At 64.1% G+C, this 17,013-nt stretch carries 23 protein-coding genes and 1 tRNA gene; 15 read left to right on the top strand and 9 right to left on the bottom strand.

Annotated elements, in window-relative coordinates; translation table 11 throughout:
- Positions 1 to 97: 97 nt before the first annotated feature.
- Entirely contained in the window at positions 98 to 859 is a 762-nt protein-coding gene (locus tag QQL28_RS25470) for an SIR2 family NAD-dependent protein deacylase (RefSeq protein ID WP_284269745.1), read from the bottom strand.
- A gap of 445 nt (positions 860 to 1,304) precedes the next feature.
- Between QQL28_RS25470 and QQL28_RS25465 the strand changes: the two genes are divergently transcribed.
- Positions 1,305 to 1,469, top strand: a complete 165-nt coding sequence (locus QQL28_RS25465; RefSeq protein WP_284269743.1) for a hypothetical protein — start codon at positions 1,305 to 1,307, stop codon at positions 1,467 to 1,469.
- A gap of 70 nt (positions 1,470 to 1,539) precedes the next feature.
- Here QQL28_RS25465 and QQL28_RS25460 read toward each other — a convergent pair whose 3' ends face one another.
- On the bottom strand, positions 1,540 to 1,812 hold the full coding sequence (locus tag QQL28_RS25460) for a hypothetical protein (protein WP_284269742.1): 273 nt from the start codon (positions 1,810 to 1,812) through the stop codon (positions 1,540 to 1,542).
- 294 nt (positions 1,813 to 2,106) lie between these two features.
- Between QQL28_RS25460 and QQL28_RS25455 the strand changes: the two genes are divergently transcribed.
- Positions 2,107 to 2,337: a hypothetical protein gene (locus QQL28_RS25455; RefSeq protein WP_284269740.1), complete on the top strand. Its 231-nt coding sequence runs from the start codon at positions 2,107 to 2,109 to the stop codon at positions 2,335 to 2,337.
- Between the two features lie 221 nt (positions 2,338 to 2,558).
- On the opposite strand, the gene QQL28_RS25450 is transcribed toward QQL28_RS25455, so the two are convergent.
- Positions 2,559 to 2,759, bottom strand: a complete 201-nt coding sequence (locus QQL28_RS25450; RefSeq protein WP_284269737.1) for a hypothetical protein — start codon at positions 2,757 to 2,759, stop codon at positions 2,559 to 2,561.
- A 165-nt stretch (positions 2,760 to 2,924) separates the two neighbouring features.
- Positions 2,925 to 3,275: a GrlR family regulatory protein gene (locus QQL28_RS25445; protein ID WP_284269735.1), complete on the bottom strand. Its 351-nt coding sequence runs from the start codon at positions 3,273 to 3,275 to the stop codon at positions 2,925 to 2,927.
- A 172-nt stretch (positions 3,276 to 3,447) separates the two neighbouring features.
- Here QQL28_RS25445 and QQL28_RS25440 point away from each other — a divergent pair, with 172 nt between their 5' ends.
- Both QQL28_RS25440 and QQL28_RS25435 read left to right on the top strand, forming a co-directional pair.
- The gene (locus QQL28_RS25440) at positions 3,448 to 3,900 is read left to right on the top strand and encodes a VOC family protein (RefSeq protein ID WP_284269733.1); all 453 of its coding nucleotides are present in this window, start codon (positions 3,448 to 3,450) and stop codon (positions 3,898 to 3,900) included.
- A gap of 298 nt (positions 3,901 to 4,198) precedes the next feature.
- On the top strand, positions 4,199 to 4,843 hold the full coding sequence (locus QQL28_RS25435; RefSeq protein WP_284269731.1) for a glutathione S-transferase family protein: 645 nt from the start codon (positions 4,199 to 4,201) through the stop codon (positions 4,841 to 4,843).
- Positions 4,844 to 4,846: 3 nt separating this feature from the next.
- Here the strand turns inward: QQL28_RS25435 and QQL28_RS25430 are convergent, their stop codons facing one another.
- From QQL28_RS25430 to QQL28_RS25420, 3 genes are read right to left on the bottom strand one after another with little or no spacing between them, the layout of a single operon-like run.
- Positions 4,847 to 5,014 (bottom strand): hypothetical protein, encoded by a 168-nt coding sequence (locus tag QQL28_RS25430; protein WP_284269729.1) that lies wholly within the window; start codon positions 5,012 to 5,014, stop codon positions 4,847 to 4,849.
- 6 nt (positions 5,015 to 5,020) lie between these two features.
- Positions 5,021 to 5,266 carry a hypothetical protein gene (locus tag QQL28_RS25425; RefSeq protein WP_284269727.1) on the bottom strand — a complete coding sequence of 82 codons (246 nt, stop codon included), beginning with the start codon at positions 5,264 to 5,266 and terminating at the stop codon, positions 5,021 to 5,023.
- A 55-nt stretch (positions 5,267 to 5,321) separates the two neighbouring features.
- Positions 5,322 to 5,576 carry a PilZ domain-containing protein gene (locus QQL28_RS25420; protein WP_284269726.1) on the bottom strand — a complete coding sequence of 85 codons (255 nt, stop codon included), beginning with the start codon at positions 5,574 to 5,576 and terminating at the stop codon, positions 5,322 to 5,324.
- Between the two features lie 210 nt (positions 5,577 to 5,786).
- Between QQL28_RS25420 and QQL28_RS25415 the strand changes: the two genes are divergently transcribed.
- The 3 genes from QQL28_RS25415 (at position 5,787) to QQL28_RS25405 (ending at position 7,020) form a co-directional block, all read left to right on the top strand.
- Positions 5,787 to 5,861: transfer RNA gene (locus QQL28_RS25415), tRNA-Glu, on the top strand.
- 601 nt (positions 5,862 to 6,462) lie between these two features.
- Positions 6,463 to 6,720 carry a hypothetical protein gene (locus QQL28_RS25410; protein ID WP_284269724.1) on the top strand — a complete coding sequence of 86 codons (258 nt, stop codon included), beginning with the start codon at positions 6,463 to 6,465 and terminating at the stop codon, positions 6,718 to 6,720.
- A 39-nt stretch (positions 6,721 to 6,759) separates the two neighbouring features.
- Positions 6,760 to 7,020, top strand: a complete 261-nt coding sequence (locus QQL28_RS25405) for a hypothetical protein (protein WP_284269723.1) — start codon at positions 6,760 to 6,762, stop codon at positions 7,018 to 7,020.
- A 242-nt stretch (positions 7,021 to 7,262) separates the two neighbouring features.
- Here QQL28_RS25405 and QQL28_RS25400 read toward each other — a convergent pair whose 3' ends face one another.
- Positions 7,263 to 7,487, bottom strand: a complete 225-nt coding sequence (locus tag QQL28_RS25400) for a hypothetical protein (protein WP_284269721.1) — start codon at positions 7,485 to 7,487, stop codon at positions 7,263 to 7,265.
- A 215-nt stretch (positions 7,488 to 7,702) separates the two neighbouring features.
- Positions 7,703 to 8,854, bottom strand: coding sequence for an amidohydrolase/deacetylase family metallohydrolase (locus QQL28_RS25395; RefSeq protein WP_284269718.1), 1,152 nt, complete (start codon positions 8,852 to 8,854; stop codon positions 7,703 to 7,705).
- 375 nt (positions 8,855 to 9,229) lie between these two features.
- Here QQL28_RS25395 and QQL28_RS25390 point away from each other — a divergent pair, with 375 nt between their 5' ends.
- The 8 genes from QQL28_RS25390 to QQL28_RS25355 all read left to right on the top strand — a co-directional run bounded on the left by QQL28_RS25390 (position 9,230) and on the right by QQL28_RS25355 (position 16,971).
- On the top strand, positions 9,230 to 10,789 hold the full coding sequence (locus tag QQL28_RS25390; protein WP_284269716.1) for an ABC transporter substrate-binding protein: 1,560 nt from the start codon (positions 9,230 to 9,232) through the stop codon (positions 10,787 to 10,789).
- Between the two features lie 97 nt (positions 10,790 to 10,886).
- Entirely contained in the window at positions 10,887 to 11,828 is a 942-nt protein-coding gene (locus QQL28_RS25385; RefSeq protein ID WP_284269714.1) for an ABC transporter permease, read from the top strand.
- Positions 11,829 to 11,842: 14 nt separating this feature from the next.
- Positions 11,843 to 12,685 (top strand): ABC transporter permease, encoded by an 843-nt coding sequence (locus tag QQL28_RS25380; protein ID WP_284269712.1) that lies wholly within the window; start codon positions 11,843 to 11,845, stop codon positions 12,683 to 12,685.
- A 12-nt stretch (positions 12,686 to 12,697) separates the two neighbouring features.
- Positions 12,698 to 13,705: an ABC transporter ATP-binding protein gene (locus QQL28_RS25375; RefSeq protein ID WP_284269710.1), complete on the top strand. Its 1,008-nt coding sequence runs from the start codon at positions 12,698 to 12,700 to the stop codon at positions 13,703 to 13,705.
- Positions 13,702 to 14,679: an ABC transporter ATP-binding protein gene (locus QQL28_RS25370; protein ID WP_284269707.1), complete on the top strand. Its 978-nt coding sequence runs from the start codon at positions 13,702 to 13,704 to the stop codon at positions 14,677 to 14,679. Before QQL28_RS25375 ends, QQL28_RS25370 begins: the two co-directional genes overlap by 4 nt.
- Positions 14,676 to 15,638 (top strand): MurR/RpiR family transcriptional regulator, encoded by a 963-nt coding sequence (locus tag QQL28_RS25365; protein WP_284269705.1) that lies wholly within the window; start codon positions 14,676 to 14,678, stop codon positions 15,636 to 15,638. Before QQL28_RS25370 ends, QQL28_RS25365 begins: the two co-directional genes overlap by 4 nt.
- Before the next feature lie 371 nt (positions 15,639 to 16,009).
- Positions 16,010 to 16,576: a hypothetical protein gene (locus QQL28_RS25360; protein ID WP_284269703.1), complete on the top strand. Its 567-nt coding sequence runs from the start codon at positions 16,010 to 16,012 to the stop codon at positions 16,574 to 16,576.
- A gap of 125 nt (positions 16,577 to 16,701) precedes the next feature.
- Positions 16,702 to 16,971, top strand: a complete 270-nt coding sequence (locus QQL28_RS25355) for a hypothetical protein (RefSeq protein ID WP_284269701.1) — start codon at positions 16,702 to 16,704, stop codon at positions 16,969 to 16,971.
- The last annotated feature ends 42 nt before the right edge of the window (positions 16,972 to 17,013 follow it).

Below are 17,013 nucleotides of genomic sequence, written 5' to 3'. Positions count from 1 at the left end.
AATCAAAAGATAACACTCCCGGTTGCGGCGCATAGACAAAAAAGAGATTCGACGGAACCTATGAACAGCCTTGCATAGCCACGAATCAAATTCGACGTCAGTTGCCGACGAAGGGCCCAAGGGTCTCGCCGATGTCGTGGTGGATCACGAGGTCGGCGATGTCGTCCTGCTCGGTCGGCTCGCGGTTGATGATCACGAGACGCGCGCCGCAATTCTTCGCCATCACCGGAAAACCCGCTGCCGGCCACACCACGAGCGAGGAACCGATCGCGATGAAGAGATCGCATTGCTGCGCAAGCTCGGTCGCACGCTGCATCGCATCTTCCGGCATTGCTTGCCCGAACGAGATCGTCGCCGTCTTCACCGGCTCGGCACACAAGGTGCAGTCGGGCGCGGCGCCGTCTGCGTCGAACTGCTGCTTCACCCAATCGAGCTGATAGGTCTCACCGCAGCCGATGCAGCGCGCGTAAGTGGTGTTGCCGTGGAGCTCAATCACGTGGTCGGCGGCGAAGCCCGAGGCCTGGTGCAGATTGTCGATGTTCTGGGTGATGACGGCGGGAGCCTTGCCGGCGCGGTAGAGCGAGGCCAGCGCGCGATGGCCGCGTCCGGGCTTTGCCGCGGCAAAGGTCGGCTCCATCGCGAAGCGTCGGCGCCAGGCTTCATCTCGCGCCTCCTGGCTCGCGACGAATTCGTCGAACGGGATCGGACGGTTGCGCGTCCACAATCCGCCCGGTGAACGGAAATCGGGGATGCCGCATTCGGTCGAGATGCCCGCACCGGTGAACGGCACGATGGTGCGTGCCGCAGCGATCAGGTCGCCGAGTCTGTCGACGCCGCTGCGAAGATCTGATGCAATCATAGGCAGCCATCCCGTTAGCGAACGTGCCTCCTATAGCACGCCCGGCCGATCGCGATGATCTCTCTCATCGCAAATGACGCCCCCGCAGCCTGCAGATCGGGCAGCCGCGGCGGGTGTCACACGGCGCGAGCCGACGTCGTGCTTCGACCCGTCGCTGCAACTCCGTCAGCTCTCCGATGCTCAGAGAGTCCGGATCGATCTCCGCCACCTGATTTGCCGGTTGGGGCTAGCGGGAGAGCGCGCAAGCGACAAGGTTGTTGACACGCTTATCCACCATGAAGCGCGGCGAGGTCGGCAAGTTTTTCCGCCCATCGCTTATCCACAATCCGGCAATGCCTCGTCCCCATTGACGCCCCATTCGAGGTCGAACAATGCATCCGTTCGAGTCCGACTCAACGCGATGCGGCGGCAGCGCTTGAGTTCGGTTGGTAAGAAGGGGATGGACATGACAGAAGAAGAACAGCGCAAAGCAAGGGACCGAGAAGAGATCGCCGCGCGCGTCGCCGCTTTTCGCGCAACTCAGGAAAAATTCAAACGCGAGCGGGAAGAATATTTTGTCTCGACGCTGGAGAACGCCCGCAAGGTCGAGCGGCCGTCGCTTTGGCCGTAAGGCCGTTTTGAATTGAACAAGCAGAAGCCCGGAGCGCTGCTCCGGGCTTTTTTCGTTTTGGCTTTTGGTTTTACCAGTGGCGCCAGTGATGGTGCCGGTAGTACACCGGACCGCCGTAATAGGCATAAGGACCCGGTCCGTAATAGCTCGGACCATAGTCATAGTAGCCCGGGCCATAATAGTACGGCTGGGACGCAGCGATCGCGCCCGCCGTGAGTGCGCCGGCCGCGAGCCCGAACGCGAGCCCCGGTCCGATGCCGCGACCGCGCGCCTCTGCCGGTGCCGCAATCGCGGTCGCGCCGACGGTCGCAACGGTGGCCAAAACTGCCAAACTCTTTCTCATGCGCTTTCTCCTCCATCGCTCGTGCAGGGACCAACGCCCGCGTCGTTCGATGGTTGCGGACGATCGACGCCGGCGGAACCCGGGCCATTCGAAAAAAGTCGAGCCATCGTGGAACAAACGGGCTCGCCGGCGCATTTGACCTCCAAGTGCGGGAGCCTCCGCCATCCGGGTCGAGGCGAAAGCACGAAGACCCCGTCAGCATCCTCCGTGGTGTTGGCGGGGTTTTCAGTTTCATGGCGCGGTGGCAGCAGAGGCGCCGCTTTGCCAATGGGGATGGCATTTGAGGAGGTCCGTTTGCCGATATCCGCATTGCTGGCCCGCATCCGCAGGCTCATCCCCAGACGCCAAGATGAACACTATGAGGAGATCGTCCGCAGCTTCGGGGTTGGCGCCTTGCGCCCGCCACCGACGCCGATGAGCGACGGCGAACTTGCCCGCGCAATCGCCGAGTTCCTGAAGGACTCGCCTTCGGCAACCTCGGTCTCGAGCCTCGGGCGGCGGCTGGATCCATCCTCCGGGACCTGAGCGACTTTCCGGTCGCCAAGTCGGGAACATAACCGCCCTTAGCGCGTTGGCCATCCTCGTTCGCGCAAAGAGGCTGCGATGCCCGCGTGGCTTGAAGTCGTGCTCAACCTGGTTGGCTACGCCGGATTCCTGGCGCTCGCCGCGCGCAGCACCTCACGGGCCCGCGGCCCCGGTGACGATTCACATTTGCGGCGATAGGATTCGAACGAGCGGCAGCGCGCTCAGTGCGTCTGCGGTGGTTGCCCCGCCGTCCGCACCAGCCGGTCGGCCTTCACGAGCACGTGCGAGCCGTCTTCCATCTGCGGACGCAGCGAGAAGCTGATCACCACGAAGGCGGCGCAGAACAGCATGCCGACGACCACGACACGACGAAAGGTCTGTCGGTCGGCCTGGTAGAAGGACGGCATCGAAGGTGGCGTCATGGCCATTGTGTCTGGCTCTCTCGTGTGGCTTTGCCTGCGAGCCGACACCTATCGCAATGCGCCGCAAGTGCAACGCGATCCAGCTTTTAACCTAACCGAATAGGGTTATCTGATCTTGCGCAAGCTTTCGTTAGGCTTTGCCGCGCGGCGTTTTCCGGCACGCGATCAGATGTCGGCGAGCCGCTTCAACGTCGCGCGGAAGCTCAGGCTGCGGTTGCCGCCGACCAGGACGGTGCCGAACACCTCCGCCTCCTTATCGGTGAACGTCCCGGAGAACCCGCTGGTGACCTCGTGCCCGCCGAACAGCGGCCGGACAAAGGGATCGGCAAACGGCGTGTGCTGGTTGGTGGCAAGCTCGCCCTTCCAGGTGCCGTTGCCGACCGTGTACGTGCCTTGTGACCAGAAATACGGCCCGCCGCCGAGCAACACCCCATCGCGCAGCACCAGCACGCCGCTGTCGCGGCCCCTCACGCCGTCGAGCATGTGGATGTGGATGGAGTAGAGCCCATTTTTCATGGCGGCCGCAACGATACAACTTGGCGCCGACAGCGTCGAGCAGCGGCGTGAAGCGCGAGCCTGCCATGCAGCCGGTTGCACGCTCCTCCCCCTGCCCTCGCCGCGCGTTTGCTGCTATGGAACGGCCGAACCAGCCCACCTCAGTCAAAGACCGTCTAGGGAGAAAAAGACCATGCGTTACCTCCACACCATGTTGCGCGTGCGCAATCTCGACGTCGCGCTGAAATTCTATCAGGACGCGCTCGGCTTGACGGAGGTGCGGCGGATCGAGAACGACAAGGGGCGCTTCACGCTCGTCTTCCTGTGCTCGGCGGACGATCTCGAAGCGCTCAAGAAGCTGCCGCAGACGCGCGGCGCGCCGCTGGTCGAGCTCACCTACAATTGGGACGAGGAGAAGTACGGCGAGGACCGCTATTTTGGTCACCTCGCCTACGAGGTCGACGACATCTACGCGACATGCGATCGGCTGATGAAGGCCGGCGTCACCATCAACCGCCCGCCGCGCGACGGCAACATGGCGTTCGTCCGCTCGCCCGACCTGCACTCCATCGAGCTGCTCCAGAAGGGCGATCCGAAGCCGCCGCAGGAGCCGTGGCTGTCGATGCCGAACACCGGTCACTGGTAAGCAGCACGCGAATTCCGTCTGGAACGAGCCCTGCCCGTCGGCGTTCACTCCTCAACGAGGACATCTGGAGGAGGACGCAAATGGCGCGAGGGCTATTGCTGTGGTTGCTTGGCGTGCCGATCCCGGTGATCATTCTGCTGTGGCTGTTCTTCGGCCACTGACGGCTGTCACCGTCATCGGGTGTGTCTGAAAGCTCCGCCCCGAGGCGGAGCTTTTTGCATGAGACGGCTTCGCCAACGCTGCTCGCGCGGCGCACGATATTCCGCTATCACCCGCCGCAAAGCATGGGAGGAGCAACGTGCCGGAGCAAAAGCCGCAACTGACGGTCTGGGGCCGCGCCAACTCGGTCAACGTGCAGAAGGTGCTGTGGTGCCTGACCGAGCTTGATCTTGCTTTCGAGCGCATCGATGCCGGCATGCAGTTCGGCCGCACCCGCGATGCCGAGTACCTCGCAATGAACCCCAATTCGCGCATCCCGACGCTGGTCGACGGCGACTATGTGCTGTGGGAATCCAACTCCATCATGCGCTATCTCTGCCTCGCCTATCGTCAGGACACGCCGATCTATCCGCAAGCCGCGAAACGACGTGCGGGCGTCGACCGCTGGCTCGACTGGACGCTCTCGACGCTCCAGCCGGCCGATCGTCCGGTGTTCTGGGGCATCGTGCGCACGCCGCCGGCCGAGCGCGACATGGCGCGGATCCAGAAGGATGCGGACGCTGCGGCCGAGGTCTGGCGCATCCTCGATCAGCAGCTCGCGACACGCCGCTTCGTCGAGGGTGATGACTTCACCATTGCCGACATCGCGCTCGCTGCCTATGCGCGGCGCTGGCTCGGCGTCGAGGGCATCACCCGCCCGACGCTTTCCAATCTGAATCGCTGGTTCGCAGAGTTCGCGAGCCGGCCGGGCTTCGATAGATACGTCGCACCGCCGATGTCGTGAAGGTTAGCGCCAGCCGCGCTCGACCAGCAGCACGCAGACGATTAGCGCGAGTGTGACGGCGGCGGTCGCGAGGCGCGCGGTCCAACTCATGCCGCGTCCGACCCACAACAACAGCGCGCAATACACCAGAATTGGAACGATGATGTCGAGCGATAAGACGTTCGCCGACACGCGGCGCTAACGCCGGCTGGATGCGGCAACGCCGATATCGATCGTGCCGCCGATCTTCACGCAGCTTCCGGTGCTCTCGACCTTGACGAAGCCCGGGCCGTAGGCGGCGCAGGCATTCGCGCTCCCCGTGCTCTTCAGCGGCACCACCTTGCCGGTCTGGGGAGATCGATCCGAGGTGGGCAGGCGCGCCGTCTCAGCGGAAGCCGACGAGATTGCGAGACAGCCGATGGCGATGATGGAGAGAGCGCGCATGCTGCCTTGTAGCGCGGGCTCGGTCCGCTTTCCATCCGGACCACGGGGCCGAAGGTCAGATGAATTTGATCCCGGCGGACTTGCCTCGCCGCCAGACCACCTGGCAGCTCCGGCCGGTCCGTGCATCGCGCGCGAAGGCTAGCCGGATGACGCCTGGCAGTTGAGCTGCGTCCTCGTCAAGCGTGATGCGAGCGCCCGAGGTGGAGATGTCAGCCACGAGGCAATGCCGCGCGGCGAACCCGCCCTCGAGCGTGATCCAGGCATGCTGGGACAGCAGTTTACGTGCTTCCCGCTTCTTGGCTGCGGCCATCGGTTGGAAATCTCCTGCTCTAGCGCTAGCGCAGGGAACCCTAAGAAACCGTTGAAATTGCCCCCGAACTTTCCCGGGGGCGGGTTTCTCCACCGGTCCGAAAAGACGTTCCCGAATGGCTTGCCCCACCCGCGAAAGGCCACTATACGTTCGCCCGCCGCAGGGCATTCCGGGCACGACTCGTTTGGGCCCCGGCACGGCGCAAGTTTTGCTCCCTTCGTCTATCGGTTAGGACGCCACCCTTTCACGGTGGAGAGAGCGGTTCGATTCCGCTAGGGAGCGCCAAAGGCCCCCAACCTGCGCCTGCAATGCGCCTTGACGAAGTTCGTCTGTGGCGCCGTGAACCGCGCCGCACCCGACCAATGTTCGCCTGAGACACCAACCATCAGTCGTGGCTGCCCCGGGTTGGACGCGCCTTCAGCCCAATTCCTCGCCGTGCCGGGCCCGCTGGCCTGCACGAAAGCGGCACTTATGTCCGGCTCTTGGCGACAGAGGCCGCCAACTCGCGCACGGATTGGCGATAGCCTCGCCAGTCCAGCAATCTGGCCTCAGCCCCGCCAGTTCGAGTTGGGGCCATTTTTGTGCGGCACTCGCGAAGGGCATTAGACTCGAAAGACAAACGACCCCGGCCGGGGGAAGCTGGGGTCGTAGGAGTTCGACCGCCTTCGGTCATGGTGTGTCAGGCAGGACCGAAGCATCAGAACGAACACGGCCCGTTGCCGCATATTCCTGGTCGCTATGACGAGGAAGAGGTACCTCTTCAGAGGCACGGCAGCGTCACAAGCCTGTGGCATCGTCATTGCACATTCGAAACCAACTGAGATTTTCAGTGCTCAGCAAAAAAGAGCGATGCCGGGTCAGAAAAGCTTACTTGAGGAGCTACCCCATGCCATCGACGACCATTGAATTGATCGTTTCCGCTTATGTGCGTTTGAAGAACCGGCGAGCGCTGGACGATATGCGTGAACTTCGGCACCGGCTGCTCAAAGATCTGCAGGCTGCATCCGGCTTCGATTCGCGTCGGGCCCGGGAGCAGGTCCAGAAGGACCTGCGAGTAATCGAGCAAGGGCTGGAGCAACTTCGACTGCCCCAAGTAACTGCCCGAGAACGAGTGGCGCTGAATAGCGTGAACCGACGGGCCTAGCCGTCAGTGCCGTACGATGCAGACCATGACACCTACATTGTGCTGGACGCCTCCGGCATTTGGGTGGGGCGCTGCTGGTGTGACGACGAGGATGATTACAAAACGCTGATCCGCGACCTCCTGGACGGCCGGTATAGCGACCCCGCGCGCATCGTCTGTTTCAACACCACCGAGGGATGGTCACGCGTCGTAACGATGGATATCGCCGGTGAGCTGCAGCGGCGCTGGGCGGAAGGGGAAGCCATGCCAGCCTCTCTGCAACATTTGCTAGAAATGACCATCTCTCCCCAGAAGCGCTGATCTGGCGGATTCTTGAAACGAGTGGCTTACATCCCCGGGACATCGCCCACCGGAATAGCCCAGGAACAAGAGAAACCTCGGCACGTTGAGCCGCCATCACCGGCCGAGGCTGTGCCCGTAAGCGTCTGTGGCTGAGAGACCGAGCGCCTCCCGCCTGCACAACAGGGAGTGCGGCGATGCCGGAGGAACAAGGGATCGTTTGAAGACCCGTGCTTTGTAGCCCCCAACCTGGTTTCGGCAAGCTAGCTCCTGCCAGCGTCTCCGGATTGCAGCAGATAAGCAAGGCTGGCTCTGGCTCGACCTATTCTGCGAAGCGTTTCTGCCTGCCGCACGCAGAAGCCAGTAATAGTGAGGTCACGCCGCGCGGCCTGCACCTCGTGCAACGCATCGTCGATTGCCCCGGTAACATTTGCTGCCTTCTGCAGATATTTATCGTCCAAAGGAATGACGGCATTCTTGATGGCCAAAACGTGTCCTCCCGTTAGGTCTCCTTGTTCTCATTTGCGCTCGTTTGCTGACCCGCAAATTTGGTGAGAATTGGAAAACACTGTGACGATAAACCAACGTATATGCGCCGAAGTCTGGCAGGCCGAGGGTCGAGGAGAACGATCGCGAGGGCGTGGCGTTCGAATACGAGGTGATCGGATGCAGCGAATGAACCGCCGCTGCACGCTCCTTGATCTCAGGCGCGGCCTTGAGCGCTCCACCACTTGCCGCCGATGACGAGGCCCGCGGCCAGCAGCCGTTGTTCGGCGCTGACGGTCTCCCCGACGGAATCGGTCAGCGCGAACCGTCCGGCCGAGAGGTCGAGGATCGAGGCTTCGCCGGGACCGCCGATCGCCAACGTGCCGAGATCCGGCCGTCGCAGGGCCGCCGCCGCCTTGCATGTCGCCCGCGCGATCACATCGGCGAGCGGCATGCCGAGAAACAGGAATTTCGACAGGGTGGTCACGAGGTCATAGGCGGGACCATCGATGCAAAGCGCATGCACGTCGCTCGAAATGGTGTCGGGAGCAAAGCCGGCTGCGAGCATCGGGCGCGCGGTCGAGAATGCGAAAGACCCCATGCCGTGACCGATGTCGAAAAGAACGCCGCGACCGCGCGCCTCAAGCACCGCGTCGAGGACGCGCCCCTCGGCGGTGACCGGCGCATTGGGGAAGGCCCGGAAGCAATGGGTGAGAATGTCGCCGGAACGCATGCGCGCGAGCACGTCGGGCAGCGTGGGCGGCGGCTCGTCGATATGCACCATCATCGGCATGCCGACCTCGTCGGCGACCTGGCGGGCGATGTCGAGCGGCACCAGCCCTGCCGTGCCGCTGGCGTTGCGGCCGACGCGCACCTTGATGCCCGCGATCACATCGCGGTTGGCTCGGATCACCTCGGCGGTGTCGATCGGCGCGAGCAGGCGCTGATCGCCGCTCTCGCCGACCATCACCCGCTTCGAGAAGCCGTAGATGCCGGCAAACGAGACGTTGATGTAAGGGATGATGCGCACCGGCGAGCGCTCGATGACATGGGTGCGAAAGCCGGCAAAATTGCCGGGCCCGGCGCTGCCGGTGTCCACGTGGGTCGCGACCGCGCCGTTCCTTGACAGGGCCACGGCATCGACGCCGAGCGACGTGCCACCCCAATAGACATGGGTGTGGAGATCGATGAGGCCGGGCGTGACGATCTTTCCGGAGACGTCGCGCACCTCGGTACGGCCGCCTGTGTCGAGGTTCTTGCCGAGCGCAGCTATGCGGCCGTTGGCAAAGGCCACGTCGAGGGTGTCGTCGACGGCTTGGGAGGGATCAATGACCCGACCACCGCGCAAAACAAGATCATATGTCGTCATGAGATTTACCTTTGGCCCGCACCGCGCATCGACGGGATCTTGGACGTCCACAGCCGGTCGTCGAATTTCGATGTGAATATTATTTACACGCGCGGCCATCGAGCTCGCAAGGCGATTTTTCGTCCGGAGTCCAGAAATGCCATTATTATAGTCATTTTTGTTATGTTACCGATCTGGGGATTCTTGCTGGGACACAAATTCGTCATTGACAGCCGCGAATTTGTGTAAGTAAATTACACCACATCACGCATTGCCGATGTGCAAACAGAAGAAGCTCGCCCTGATCGCGGCGCTCCTGGCGCCGCATGATCGGAAAAAGGCCGATCGGAGATGCTGCGGGAGTTGCATCCACGCCAACCGCCAAGGGGAGCTGACATGACTATCTCGGGGATCACACTGCCGTTCGATCGGCGCACGTTCTTCAAGCTCGGCGGCGGCGCCGCTGCGCTGACGCTCCTGCCGGACGGACTGGTCCATGCCGCCGGCGGGACCAGCGCCAACCTCGCCATGGTCGGCGAGCCGCAATCGCTCGATCCGATGGCCTCCACCGCCGACCTGATCGGCACCATCATGCAGCACGTCTACGAGACGCTCTACACTTTCGACGCCAATTGGGCGCTTCGCCCGATGCTGGCGGCGGACATGCCGACGATCTCGGCCGACGGCAAGCTCTACACCATCGCGATCCGCCCGGACGCGGTGCTGCACAATGGCCGCAAGCTCGACGCCGAGGATGTCGTCATCTCCCTGAAGCGCTGGATCGAGCTTACCCCGCGCGGCAAGTCGGTCGGCACTACCGTCGATGCGATCACCGCCAAGGGCGCGGCGACCGTTGAGATCGCGCTGAAGGCGGTCAATCCGTCGCTGCTCAGCCATCTGGCGCTGCCCTCCGGCATGGCTGCGATCATGGCCAAGGAGACGATCGCCAATCCGCTCACCGAATTCGTCGGCACCGGCCCCTATCGTTTCGTCGAGCGCAAACCCGACCAATACACCCTGCTCGTGCGCCACGACGGCTATGTCGGGCGAACCGAGGCGCCGAGCGGCTATGCCGGCAAGCGAGAGGCCAGGCTCACCGAGCTGCGCTTCATTCCCGTGCCGAACGCCAACACCCGCGTCGAAGGCGTGATTGCCGGCCAATACCAGTTCTCCGACCAGCTTCCGGTCGAGTCCATGAAGAAGGTTTCGGGCGCGTCCGGCATCCAGCCAATCCTGACCATGCCCTACGGCTTTCCCTATGTGGTGACCAATACCAAGCAGGGCCCGATGGCGAATCTCGGGGTGCGCAAGGCGTTCCAGCTCGCGCTCAGCGAAGCAGACATGCTGCTCGCGGCCTTCGGTGACGAGAAGTTCTTTGCAACCTCGGCCGAGCATTTCCCAAAGGGGTCGCCCTTCTACTCCGATGCGGGGGCCTCGTCCTACAACAAGGCGGATGCCGCCGCCGCCAAGAAGCTGCTCGCCGAAGCCAAGTACGACAACACGCCGATCCGCATCCTCAACTCCAAGCAGTACGAGTTCCACAATCGCATGGCGCTCGTGATGGCGGAGAACCTGAAGGAAGCCGGCTTCAACGCCACGCTCGACGTGGTGGACTGGGCAACGCTGATCCAGCGTCGCGGCGACGCCGCGCTTTGGGACGTCTATGTCACGCACTCGGCCTTCCTGCCGGAGCCGATGCTGTCGCCTCCGCAACTCAGCGACGGTGCGCCCGGCTGGTGGAAGACGCCGGCCAAGGACGCCGCGCTCGCCGCCTTCAACGGCGAGACCGACGCGGCCAAGCGCGGCGCGCTGTGGGGCAAGGTGCAGCAGGTCGTGTCCGACGAGGTGCCGTACATTCGCGTTGGAAATTTTGCAGCGTTGTCGGGCGCCACGGGCAAGATGAAGGGCTACAAGCCGATGCCGTGGCCAGCCTTCTGGAACGTCGACCTCGGTTAAGGTCGGCTCGCGGGCCTGGCCGAGCCGACGAGCGGAACATCGCTCCGCTCGTCGCCGGACCGGCCTGCCGCCTCTCTGGATGCTTTAAGGGGGTGCCATGGCAAGTCGCTTGGCGAAGAGATTGGGTGGCCTTGTCATTGTCATGTTCATCGTGGCCGCGATCGTGTTCTTCCTGACACGACTCGCGCCGGGTGATCCGGCTGCGCTCATGCTCGGCGACCAGGCGACCGCCGACGATATCGCGCGGCTGAGGACAACCTACGGCCTCGACCGGCCGCTCTTCATCCAGTTCGGCCTGTGGCTCGCCGAGGTGGTGAAGGGCAATCTGGGCCACTCGATCTTCCTGCAGCGCCCGGTCACGCAGGCGCTGCTCGAGCGCGCCGAGCCGACCTTCTTCCTTGCCCTGTTCGCGCTTGCGTTCGCCACCCTGATCGGCATCCCCTGTGGCATCGCCTCGGCGGTCTGGCGCGGGCGGCTCGTCGATCAGATTCTCAGCGCCATCGCCATGCTGTCGGCAAGCATCCCGAGCTTCTGGCTCGGCCTGCTCTTCATCCAGTTCTTCGCCGTTCGCCTCGGCTGGCTGCCTGTCGCCGGCTATGGCGATCCCGGCGCCCCGCTCGCCGAACGGCTTGCGCATCTCATCCTTCCGGCGACCGTGCTCGGCATCGTCAACTCCGCCCTGATCGTGCGCTTCACCCGCGCGAGCATGTTGGACGTGCTCGGCGAAGACTTCATTCGGACCGCCCGCGCCAAGGGCATTTCGGAGCGGCGGGTGGTGCTGCGCCACGCCTTCGGCAATGCCCTCGTTCCGATCGTCACCGTCGTGGGCCTGACCGGCGCGCTGCTGATCGGCGGCGCCATCGTGACCGAGACGGTATTCGGCCTGCCCGGGATCGGCAATCTGATCGTATCGTCGGTGCTCCGGCGTGACTACCCGGTCATTCAGGGCGCACTGATCGTGGTTGCCGGCATCTACGTGATCATCAACATCGCCGTCGACCTCATCTATGCGCTGGTCGATCCGCGCGTGCGGACCTGACGGAGGACGATGCAGTGTTGGGCTTCGGTCTCTTTCTTCGCCGCCTGTTCCGTCGCCGGATCGTGCTGATCGGCGCGCTGATCCTCCTCGTCCTCATCGTCGTCGCGCTCGCCGCGCCATGGATTTCGCCGTTCGATCCGAACGCGGTCAGGGTCGCCCGCCGCCTCAGGCCGCCGAGCGCGGTCAACTGGTTCGGCACCGACGAATACGGCCGCGACGTCCTCTCACGCATCATCTACGGAAGCCGCGCCTCGCTCGGCATCGGCGCATCGGTCGTGATGATGTCGGTCGCCTGCGGCACCCTGCTCGGTATCCTCGCCGGCTACTTCCGCCGCCTCGACGGTCCGATCATGCGCGTCATCGATGCCTTCATGGCGCTGCCAGACATTCTGCTGGCGATCTTCCTGGTGGCCGTGCTCGGCGCATCCGCCACAAACGTGGTCCTCGCGCTCGCCATCGTCTACACCCCGCGCGTGGCGCGCGTGGTGCGCGCCTCCACGCTGGTCGTCCGCGAGCTCCCCTTTGTCGAGGCGGCGCGGGCGCTCGGGGTCTCGACGTGGCGGATCATGAGCGTGCATGTCCTGCTCAACGTCACCTCGCCGGTGCTGGTCCAGGCGACCTTCATCTTTGCCTATGCAGTGCTCGCCGAAGCAGGCCTGTCGTTCCTCGGGGCCGGCGTGCCGCAGGAGGTCCCTACCTGGGGCACGATGATTGCCGCCAGCCAGTCCTTCAGCGACCAGGCGATTTGGCTTGTCGTGTTTCCGGGCCTCGCGATCGTGCTGGCCGCCCTGTCGCTGCAGCTTGTCGGCGACGGATTGCGCGACATGCTCGACCCCAAGCTGCGCAAGTCGCTGTAAGGAGGCGACATCTTGACCGACACATCGCCCCTTCTGGACATCGCCGATCTCAAGGTCGCCTTCGACACCGAGACCGGCACCGTCACGCCGATCCTCGGCGTGAACCTCAAGGTTCATGCCGGCGAGACGGTCGCGCTCGTCGGCGAATCCGGATCCGGCAAATCCGTGACCAGCCTCGCCGTGATGGGTCTTCTGCCGCGGCCCGCCGGGCGCGTCGCCGAAGGTCGCATCCTCTTCCGACGGCGCAGCGGTGACTCGGTCGATCTTGCGACCCTGCCGCGCGAGGCCATGCAGCAACTTCGGGGCGGCGAGATCGCCATGATCTTCCAGGAGCCGATGACGAGCCTCAACCCCGTTCTGTCCGTCGGCGAGCAGATTGCCGAGGCCGTTCGTCAGCATATGAAGCTCGATCGTCGCGCAGCGCAAAAGCGCGCCATCGAGATGCTCGAGCTGGTCGAGATCCCGGCCGCCGCGTCCCGCGCCCTCGAATATCCGCACGAGATGTCGGGCGGCATGCGCCAGCGCGTGATGATCGCACTGGCGATGTCCTGCAATCCCTCGCTCCTGATCGCCGACGAGCCGACGACGGCGCTCGATGTCACGGTCCAGGCGCAGATCCTGGCGTTGATCGACCGGCTGCGCCACGACACCGGCATGGGCGTCCTTTTCATCACCCACAATCTCGGAGTGGTCGCCGAAGTCGCAGACCGGGTGACGGTGATGTATGCCGGTCAGGTCGTCGAGGCGGGACCGGTGCGCGCATTGTTCCGCGGAGCGCGCCATCCCTACACGCGCGGCCTGATGGACTGCCTGCCGGCGCGGGCCCATCGCGGCGCCGATGGTCGTCGCGTCGTCAAGGCCATACCGGGCACGGTTGCGAGCGCGCTTGCGATCCATGACGGTTGTCGCTTCGGGCCGCGCTGCGAACACGCGGCCGATGCCTGTCGCGCCGCGCCCCCAGGGCTGGAATTCGCCGAGCCGGAACACCTCACCCGCTGCATCAGATGGAGGTCATTATGACTGTCCAGGGAGATCCCCTGCTCTCCGTCAATGGCCTATCCAAATGGTTCGGTTCGCCATCGCAAGGGGTGCGCGCCGTGAACGACGTGTCGTTCTCGGTCGGCGACGGCGAGGTGCTCGGTCTCGTCGGAGAATCCGGGTCGGGAAAGAGCACGATCGGCCGCCTCCTGCTACGGCTTCTCGATCCGACCAACGGAACGATCCGCTTCGAAGGCAAGGACATCTCCGCGCTCAACGAGCGCGCGTTGCGCCCGCTTCGCCGCCGCATGCAGATGGTGTTCCAGGATCCCTATGCCAGCCTCAATCCCCGCCTGCGGATTCGACAGATCCTGGGCGAAGCGCTCGACGCCCACGGCCTGGCCCGCGGCAAGGCGAGGGCTGCGCGGATCGCCGAGCTGCTTGAACTCGTGGGCCTCTCCGCGGACCACGCCGACCGCTATCCCCACGAATTCTCCGGCGGGCAACGGCAACGCATCGGCATCGCCCGCGCGCTTGCCGTGGAGCCGCGCCTGATCGTCGCCGACGAGCCGGTGTCGGCGCTCGACGTATCGGTGCAGGCGCAGGTGCTGAATCTCCTTCAGGACCTCAGGCGTAAGCTTGGTCTGTCCATGGTGCTGATCTCACACGATCTCGACGTCGTCGAGCTGATGTGCGACCGCATCGCCGTGCTCTATCTTGGCCGGCTGATGGAGGTCGGCACGGCCGAAGAGGTGAACCGCAACCCGCGACATCCCTATACGCGGGCGCTCCTGGCGGCGGCGCCGAAGCCCGATCCCGACGCGCCGAAGGCACAGCGCCTGCTCAAGGGGGATCTGCCCAGTCCGAAATCGCCGCCCTCGGGCTGCGTATTCCGCACGCGCTGCCCGCTCGCCATCGAGGCTTGCGCGACGACCGTTCCTGCGCTTGAAACGGTGGCCGAGGGCCACGCTGTGGCCTGCATCCGCAGTGATGTCCAGGAGCTCATGACCTCATGACGCGCGACGGGGACAAGCCAGCGCCGGAAACCGATCGGCATGCCGGTTCGGGTGCGACGGACATCATCACCACGATCCGCCTGGCGTCGCCGAAACTACCCGCCTCGCAGCAGCGCATCGCTCAGCTCGTGCTCGATGACCCCGATTCGATCCTGCGGACGAATGTCGAGGTGCTTGCCGAGCAGGTCGGCGTCAGTGCGCCCACCATCATTCGCTTCGCCCGAAGCGTCGGCTGCGAGGGCGTGCGCGACCTGAAGCTGAAACTGGCCGCAGCCCTGGCTCTGGGCACGCCTCATCTGCATCGCAGCCTCAGGCCTGGCGACCAAACCGAGGCCATTGTCGGCAATCTGATCGGCAGCACGATCGCCGCGATCGCCGAGTGGCAGAAGTTGGTCGATCCGGCCGTGATCGAACAGGTCGCAACGGCATTCAACCAGGCGCGCCGGATCGACTGCTTCGGTACGGGCGCAACATCGCATTTCATGGCGCAGGATCTTCAGGCTCGCCTCTTCCGGCTGGGGTTGACGGCGAACGCGTTCTCGGATGCTCATTTCCAGCTGGTCTCCGCCTCGTCGATGACCAGTCGAGACGTTGTCGTCGCCATCTCCTATGTCGGCCGCATGCCGACCTTGCTCGAGGCAGTGAAGCTCGCGCGCGAGCGCGGAGCGACGGTCGTGGCGATGACGCGCGCCGGAACGCCACTGGCAGGACTTGCGCGCTGGGTCCTGCCGCTTGACGTGCCCGACGACGCCACCATGCGGGTCGGTACCGATGCCTATATCGCGCAGTTCATCCTGGTCGAAATCCTGACCGTCGCCACTGGGCTACGGCGGGATCCAGCCGTGATCCGCAGGCTCGGCCAGATCTATCGCGATCTTCAAACGCGCAGCGTGGACAGCGATGCCGTGTCGGGCCTTGCCGCCAACAACTGGCAGACGATCTTCGGACAATCCGGCTAGGCGGCGATCCCTCCCTATGTTCGCGGACGCAAAGCTTGGGGGTTGACGTTGTGCATCAACGGGAGAATCCGCCTTCAAAAATACAGACAACAGATTGATGTAATTAAGATATCTATCTTTGTCAGGGGCGCCGCAGCAGGCCTCGCTCAAACCAACGTATAGCTATCGGAATACCGCAAATTTCTGCCTCATCACTGCATGAGGAACGAAACCGTCTGGATCATTGTCCCCGCTATTGGCTTCGCCATTTTCTTGGCGACGGTCGTCCTGCTCATCGGCCGGTGAAGCCAGGGTTCCGCCCGCCAACCCGTGACCTCATCCGGACTGTCTCAGACCTGAAAATGTATTAGAGTTCGACGAGAGGATATTTCATGCCGCCTTCCGTCGATCACGTCCGCCTTCGTCCGGTCGCGCCGCGCCATGCAGCGGCGTTCTATTTCGCGCTGCTGACCACCTCATGCGCCCTTGCGAGCTTCGCGCTCGCCTGCGCGACGCCCTTTGCGGCGTTCGCCGTCATAGCCGCGGCCACGCTGGCGCTGCGGCCGGCTCTGCTCGTCGTCGCCGGTGCGTGGCTCGTCAACCAAACCATCGGGTTCGCCGCGCTCCACTATCCCGTCGATGCGGCCACGCTGGCCTGGGGTGTTGCAATCGGCGCCGCAGCGCTCGGCGCAACCGCGGCGTCATCAGCTCTTCTCCGTGCCCTGCCCTGGAACCGCATGCCACTGGTGCTTGCTCTCACTCTTGTTTGCGCCTTTGGCGCCTACGAGTTCGCGCTGTTCGCCGTCACGCCTGTCCTCGGCGGCGCCAGCGCTTTCACGACGGCGATCGTGACCCGCCTCGGACTGCTCAATGTCGCGTGGCTGCTCGGCCTCTTGGCCGCCTGTGAGATCGTTCGGCTGATCGCCCCCGTCCGCCGCGGCCACGCGCTCGCGCAATGACTGCCGCACCTTAACCGCGTTCGACTGATCGCCTTGCCTTGGCCCGAATTGCCAATGCAAACTGATGCCGACCGTGCCTTGTGCGCGGCCTTCGCTGTCATTGCTCGCTTGCGATCGGAGACCGAATGGCTGTCAACAAGATCACCTGGGAACGCGTCGGCCGGGTCACCGAGCCCGGACGCTATATGTACACGTTCGGCTGGCTGACGATCACGGAGGGCGACCTCCAAGTCTGGAAGCAATATCCCGACGCTGCCTTCACACTCCTCGCGCAATTGCCGTCGGCGGATGCGGTCGGCGATGAATTCCATCTCGGCGCTTTCGACATCTCGCCCGACACTCAATCAGCTTCCGACAGCGCATATGCGGATACGGCGACAGGCGGGCTGCACTAGTAGCGTGTCTGCATACCCGGGCGCGGAGCACCGCGGGGAACA

It is taken from the genome of Bradyrhizobium iriomotense (assembly GCF_030160715.1).
GTDB classification, from domain to species: Bacteria; Pseudomonadota; Alphaproteobacteria; order Rhizobiales; family Xanthobacteraceae; genus Bradyrhizobium; species Bradyrhizobium iriomotense.
The sequence above is the reverse complement of the archived record's forward strand: the minus strand, read 5'-3'. Positions and strand labels throughout refer to the sequence as shown.

Bases quoted from the DNA above. Each gene is read 5' to 3' on its own strand.
- QQL28_RS25470 (WP_284269745.1), bottom strand. From the start codon at position 859: ATGATTGCATCAGATCTTCGCAGCGGCGTCGACAGACTCGGCGACCTG.
- QQL28_RS25465 (WP_284269743.1), top strand. From the start codon at position 1,305: ATGACAGAAGAAGAACAGCGCAAAGCAAGGGACCGAGAAGAGATCGCC.
- QQL28_RS25460 (WP_284269742.1), bottom strand. From the start codon at position 1,812: ATGAGAAAGAGTTTGGCAGTTTTGGCCACCGTTGCGACCGTCGGCGCG.
- QQL28_RS25450 (WP_284269737.1), bottom strand. From the start codon at position 2,759: ATGACGCCACCTTCGATGCCGTCCTTCTACCAGGCCGACCGACAGACC.
- QQL28_RS25445 (WP_284269735.1), bottom strand. From the start codon at position 3,275: ATGAAAAATGGGCTCTACTCCATCCACATCCACATGCTCGACGGCGTG.
- QQL28_RS25440 (WP_284269733.1), top strand. From the start codon at position 3,448: ATGCGTTACCTCCACACCATGTTGCGCGTGCGCAATCTCGACGTCGCG.
- QQL28_RS25425 (WP_284269727.1), bottom strand. From the start codon at position 5,266: ATGCGCGCTCTCTCCATCATCGCCATCGGCTGTCTCGCAATCTCGTCG.
- QQL28_RS25420 (WP_284269726.1), bottom strand. From the start codon at position 5,576: ATGGCCGCAGCCAAGAAGCGGGAAGCACGTAAACTGCTGTCCCAGCAT.
- QQL28_RS25410 (WP_284269724.1), top strand. From the start codon at position 6,463: ATGCCATCGACGACCATTGAATTGATCGTTTCCGCTTATGTGCGTTTG.
- QQL28_RS25395 (WP_284269718.1), bottom strand. From the start codon at position 8,854: ATGACGACATATGATCTTGTTTTGCGCGGTGGTCGGGTCATTGATCCC.
- QQL28_RS25390 (WP_284269716.1), top strand. From the start codon at position 9,230: ATGACTATCTCGGGGATCACACTGCCGTTCGATCGGCGCACGTTCTTC.
- QQL28_RS25385 (WP_284269714.1), top strand. From the start codon at position 10,887: ATGGCAAGTCGCTTGGCGAAGAGATTGGGTGGCCTTGTCATTGTCATG.
- QQL28_RS25370 (WP_284269707.1), top strand. From the start codon at position 13,702: ATGACTGTCCAGGGAGATCCCCTGCTCTCCGTCAATGGCCTATCCAAA.
- QQL28_RS25365 (WP_284269705.1), top strand. From the start codon at position 14,676: ATGACGCGCGACGGGGACAAGCCAGCGCCGGAAACCGATCGGCATGCC.
- QQL28_RS25360 (WP_284269703.1), top strand. From the start codon at position 16,010: ATGCCGCCTTCCGTCGATCACGTCCGCCTTCGTCCGGTCGCGCCGCGC.
- QQL28_RS25355 (WP_284269701.1), top strand. From the start codon at position 16,702: ATGGCTGTCAACAAGATCACCTGGGAACGCGTCGGCCGGGTCACCGAG.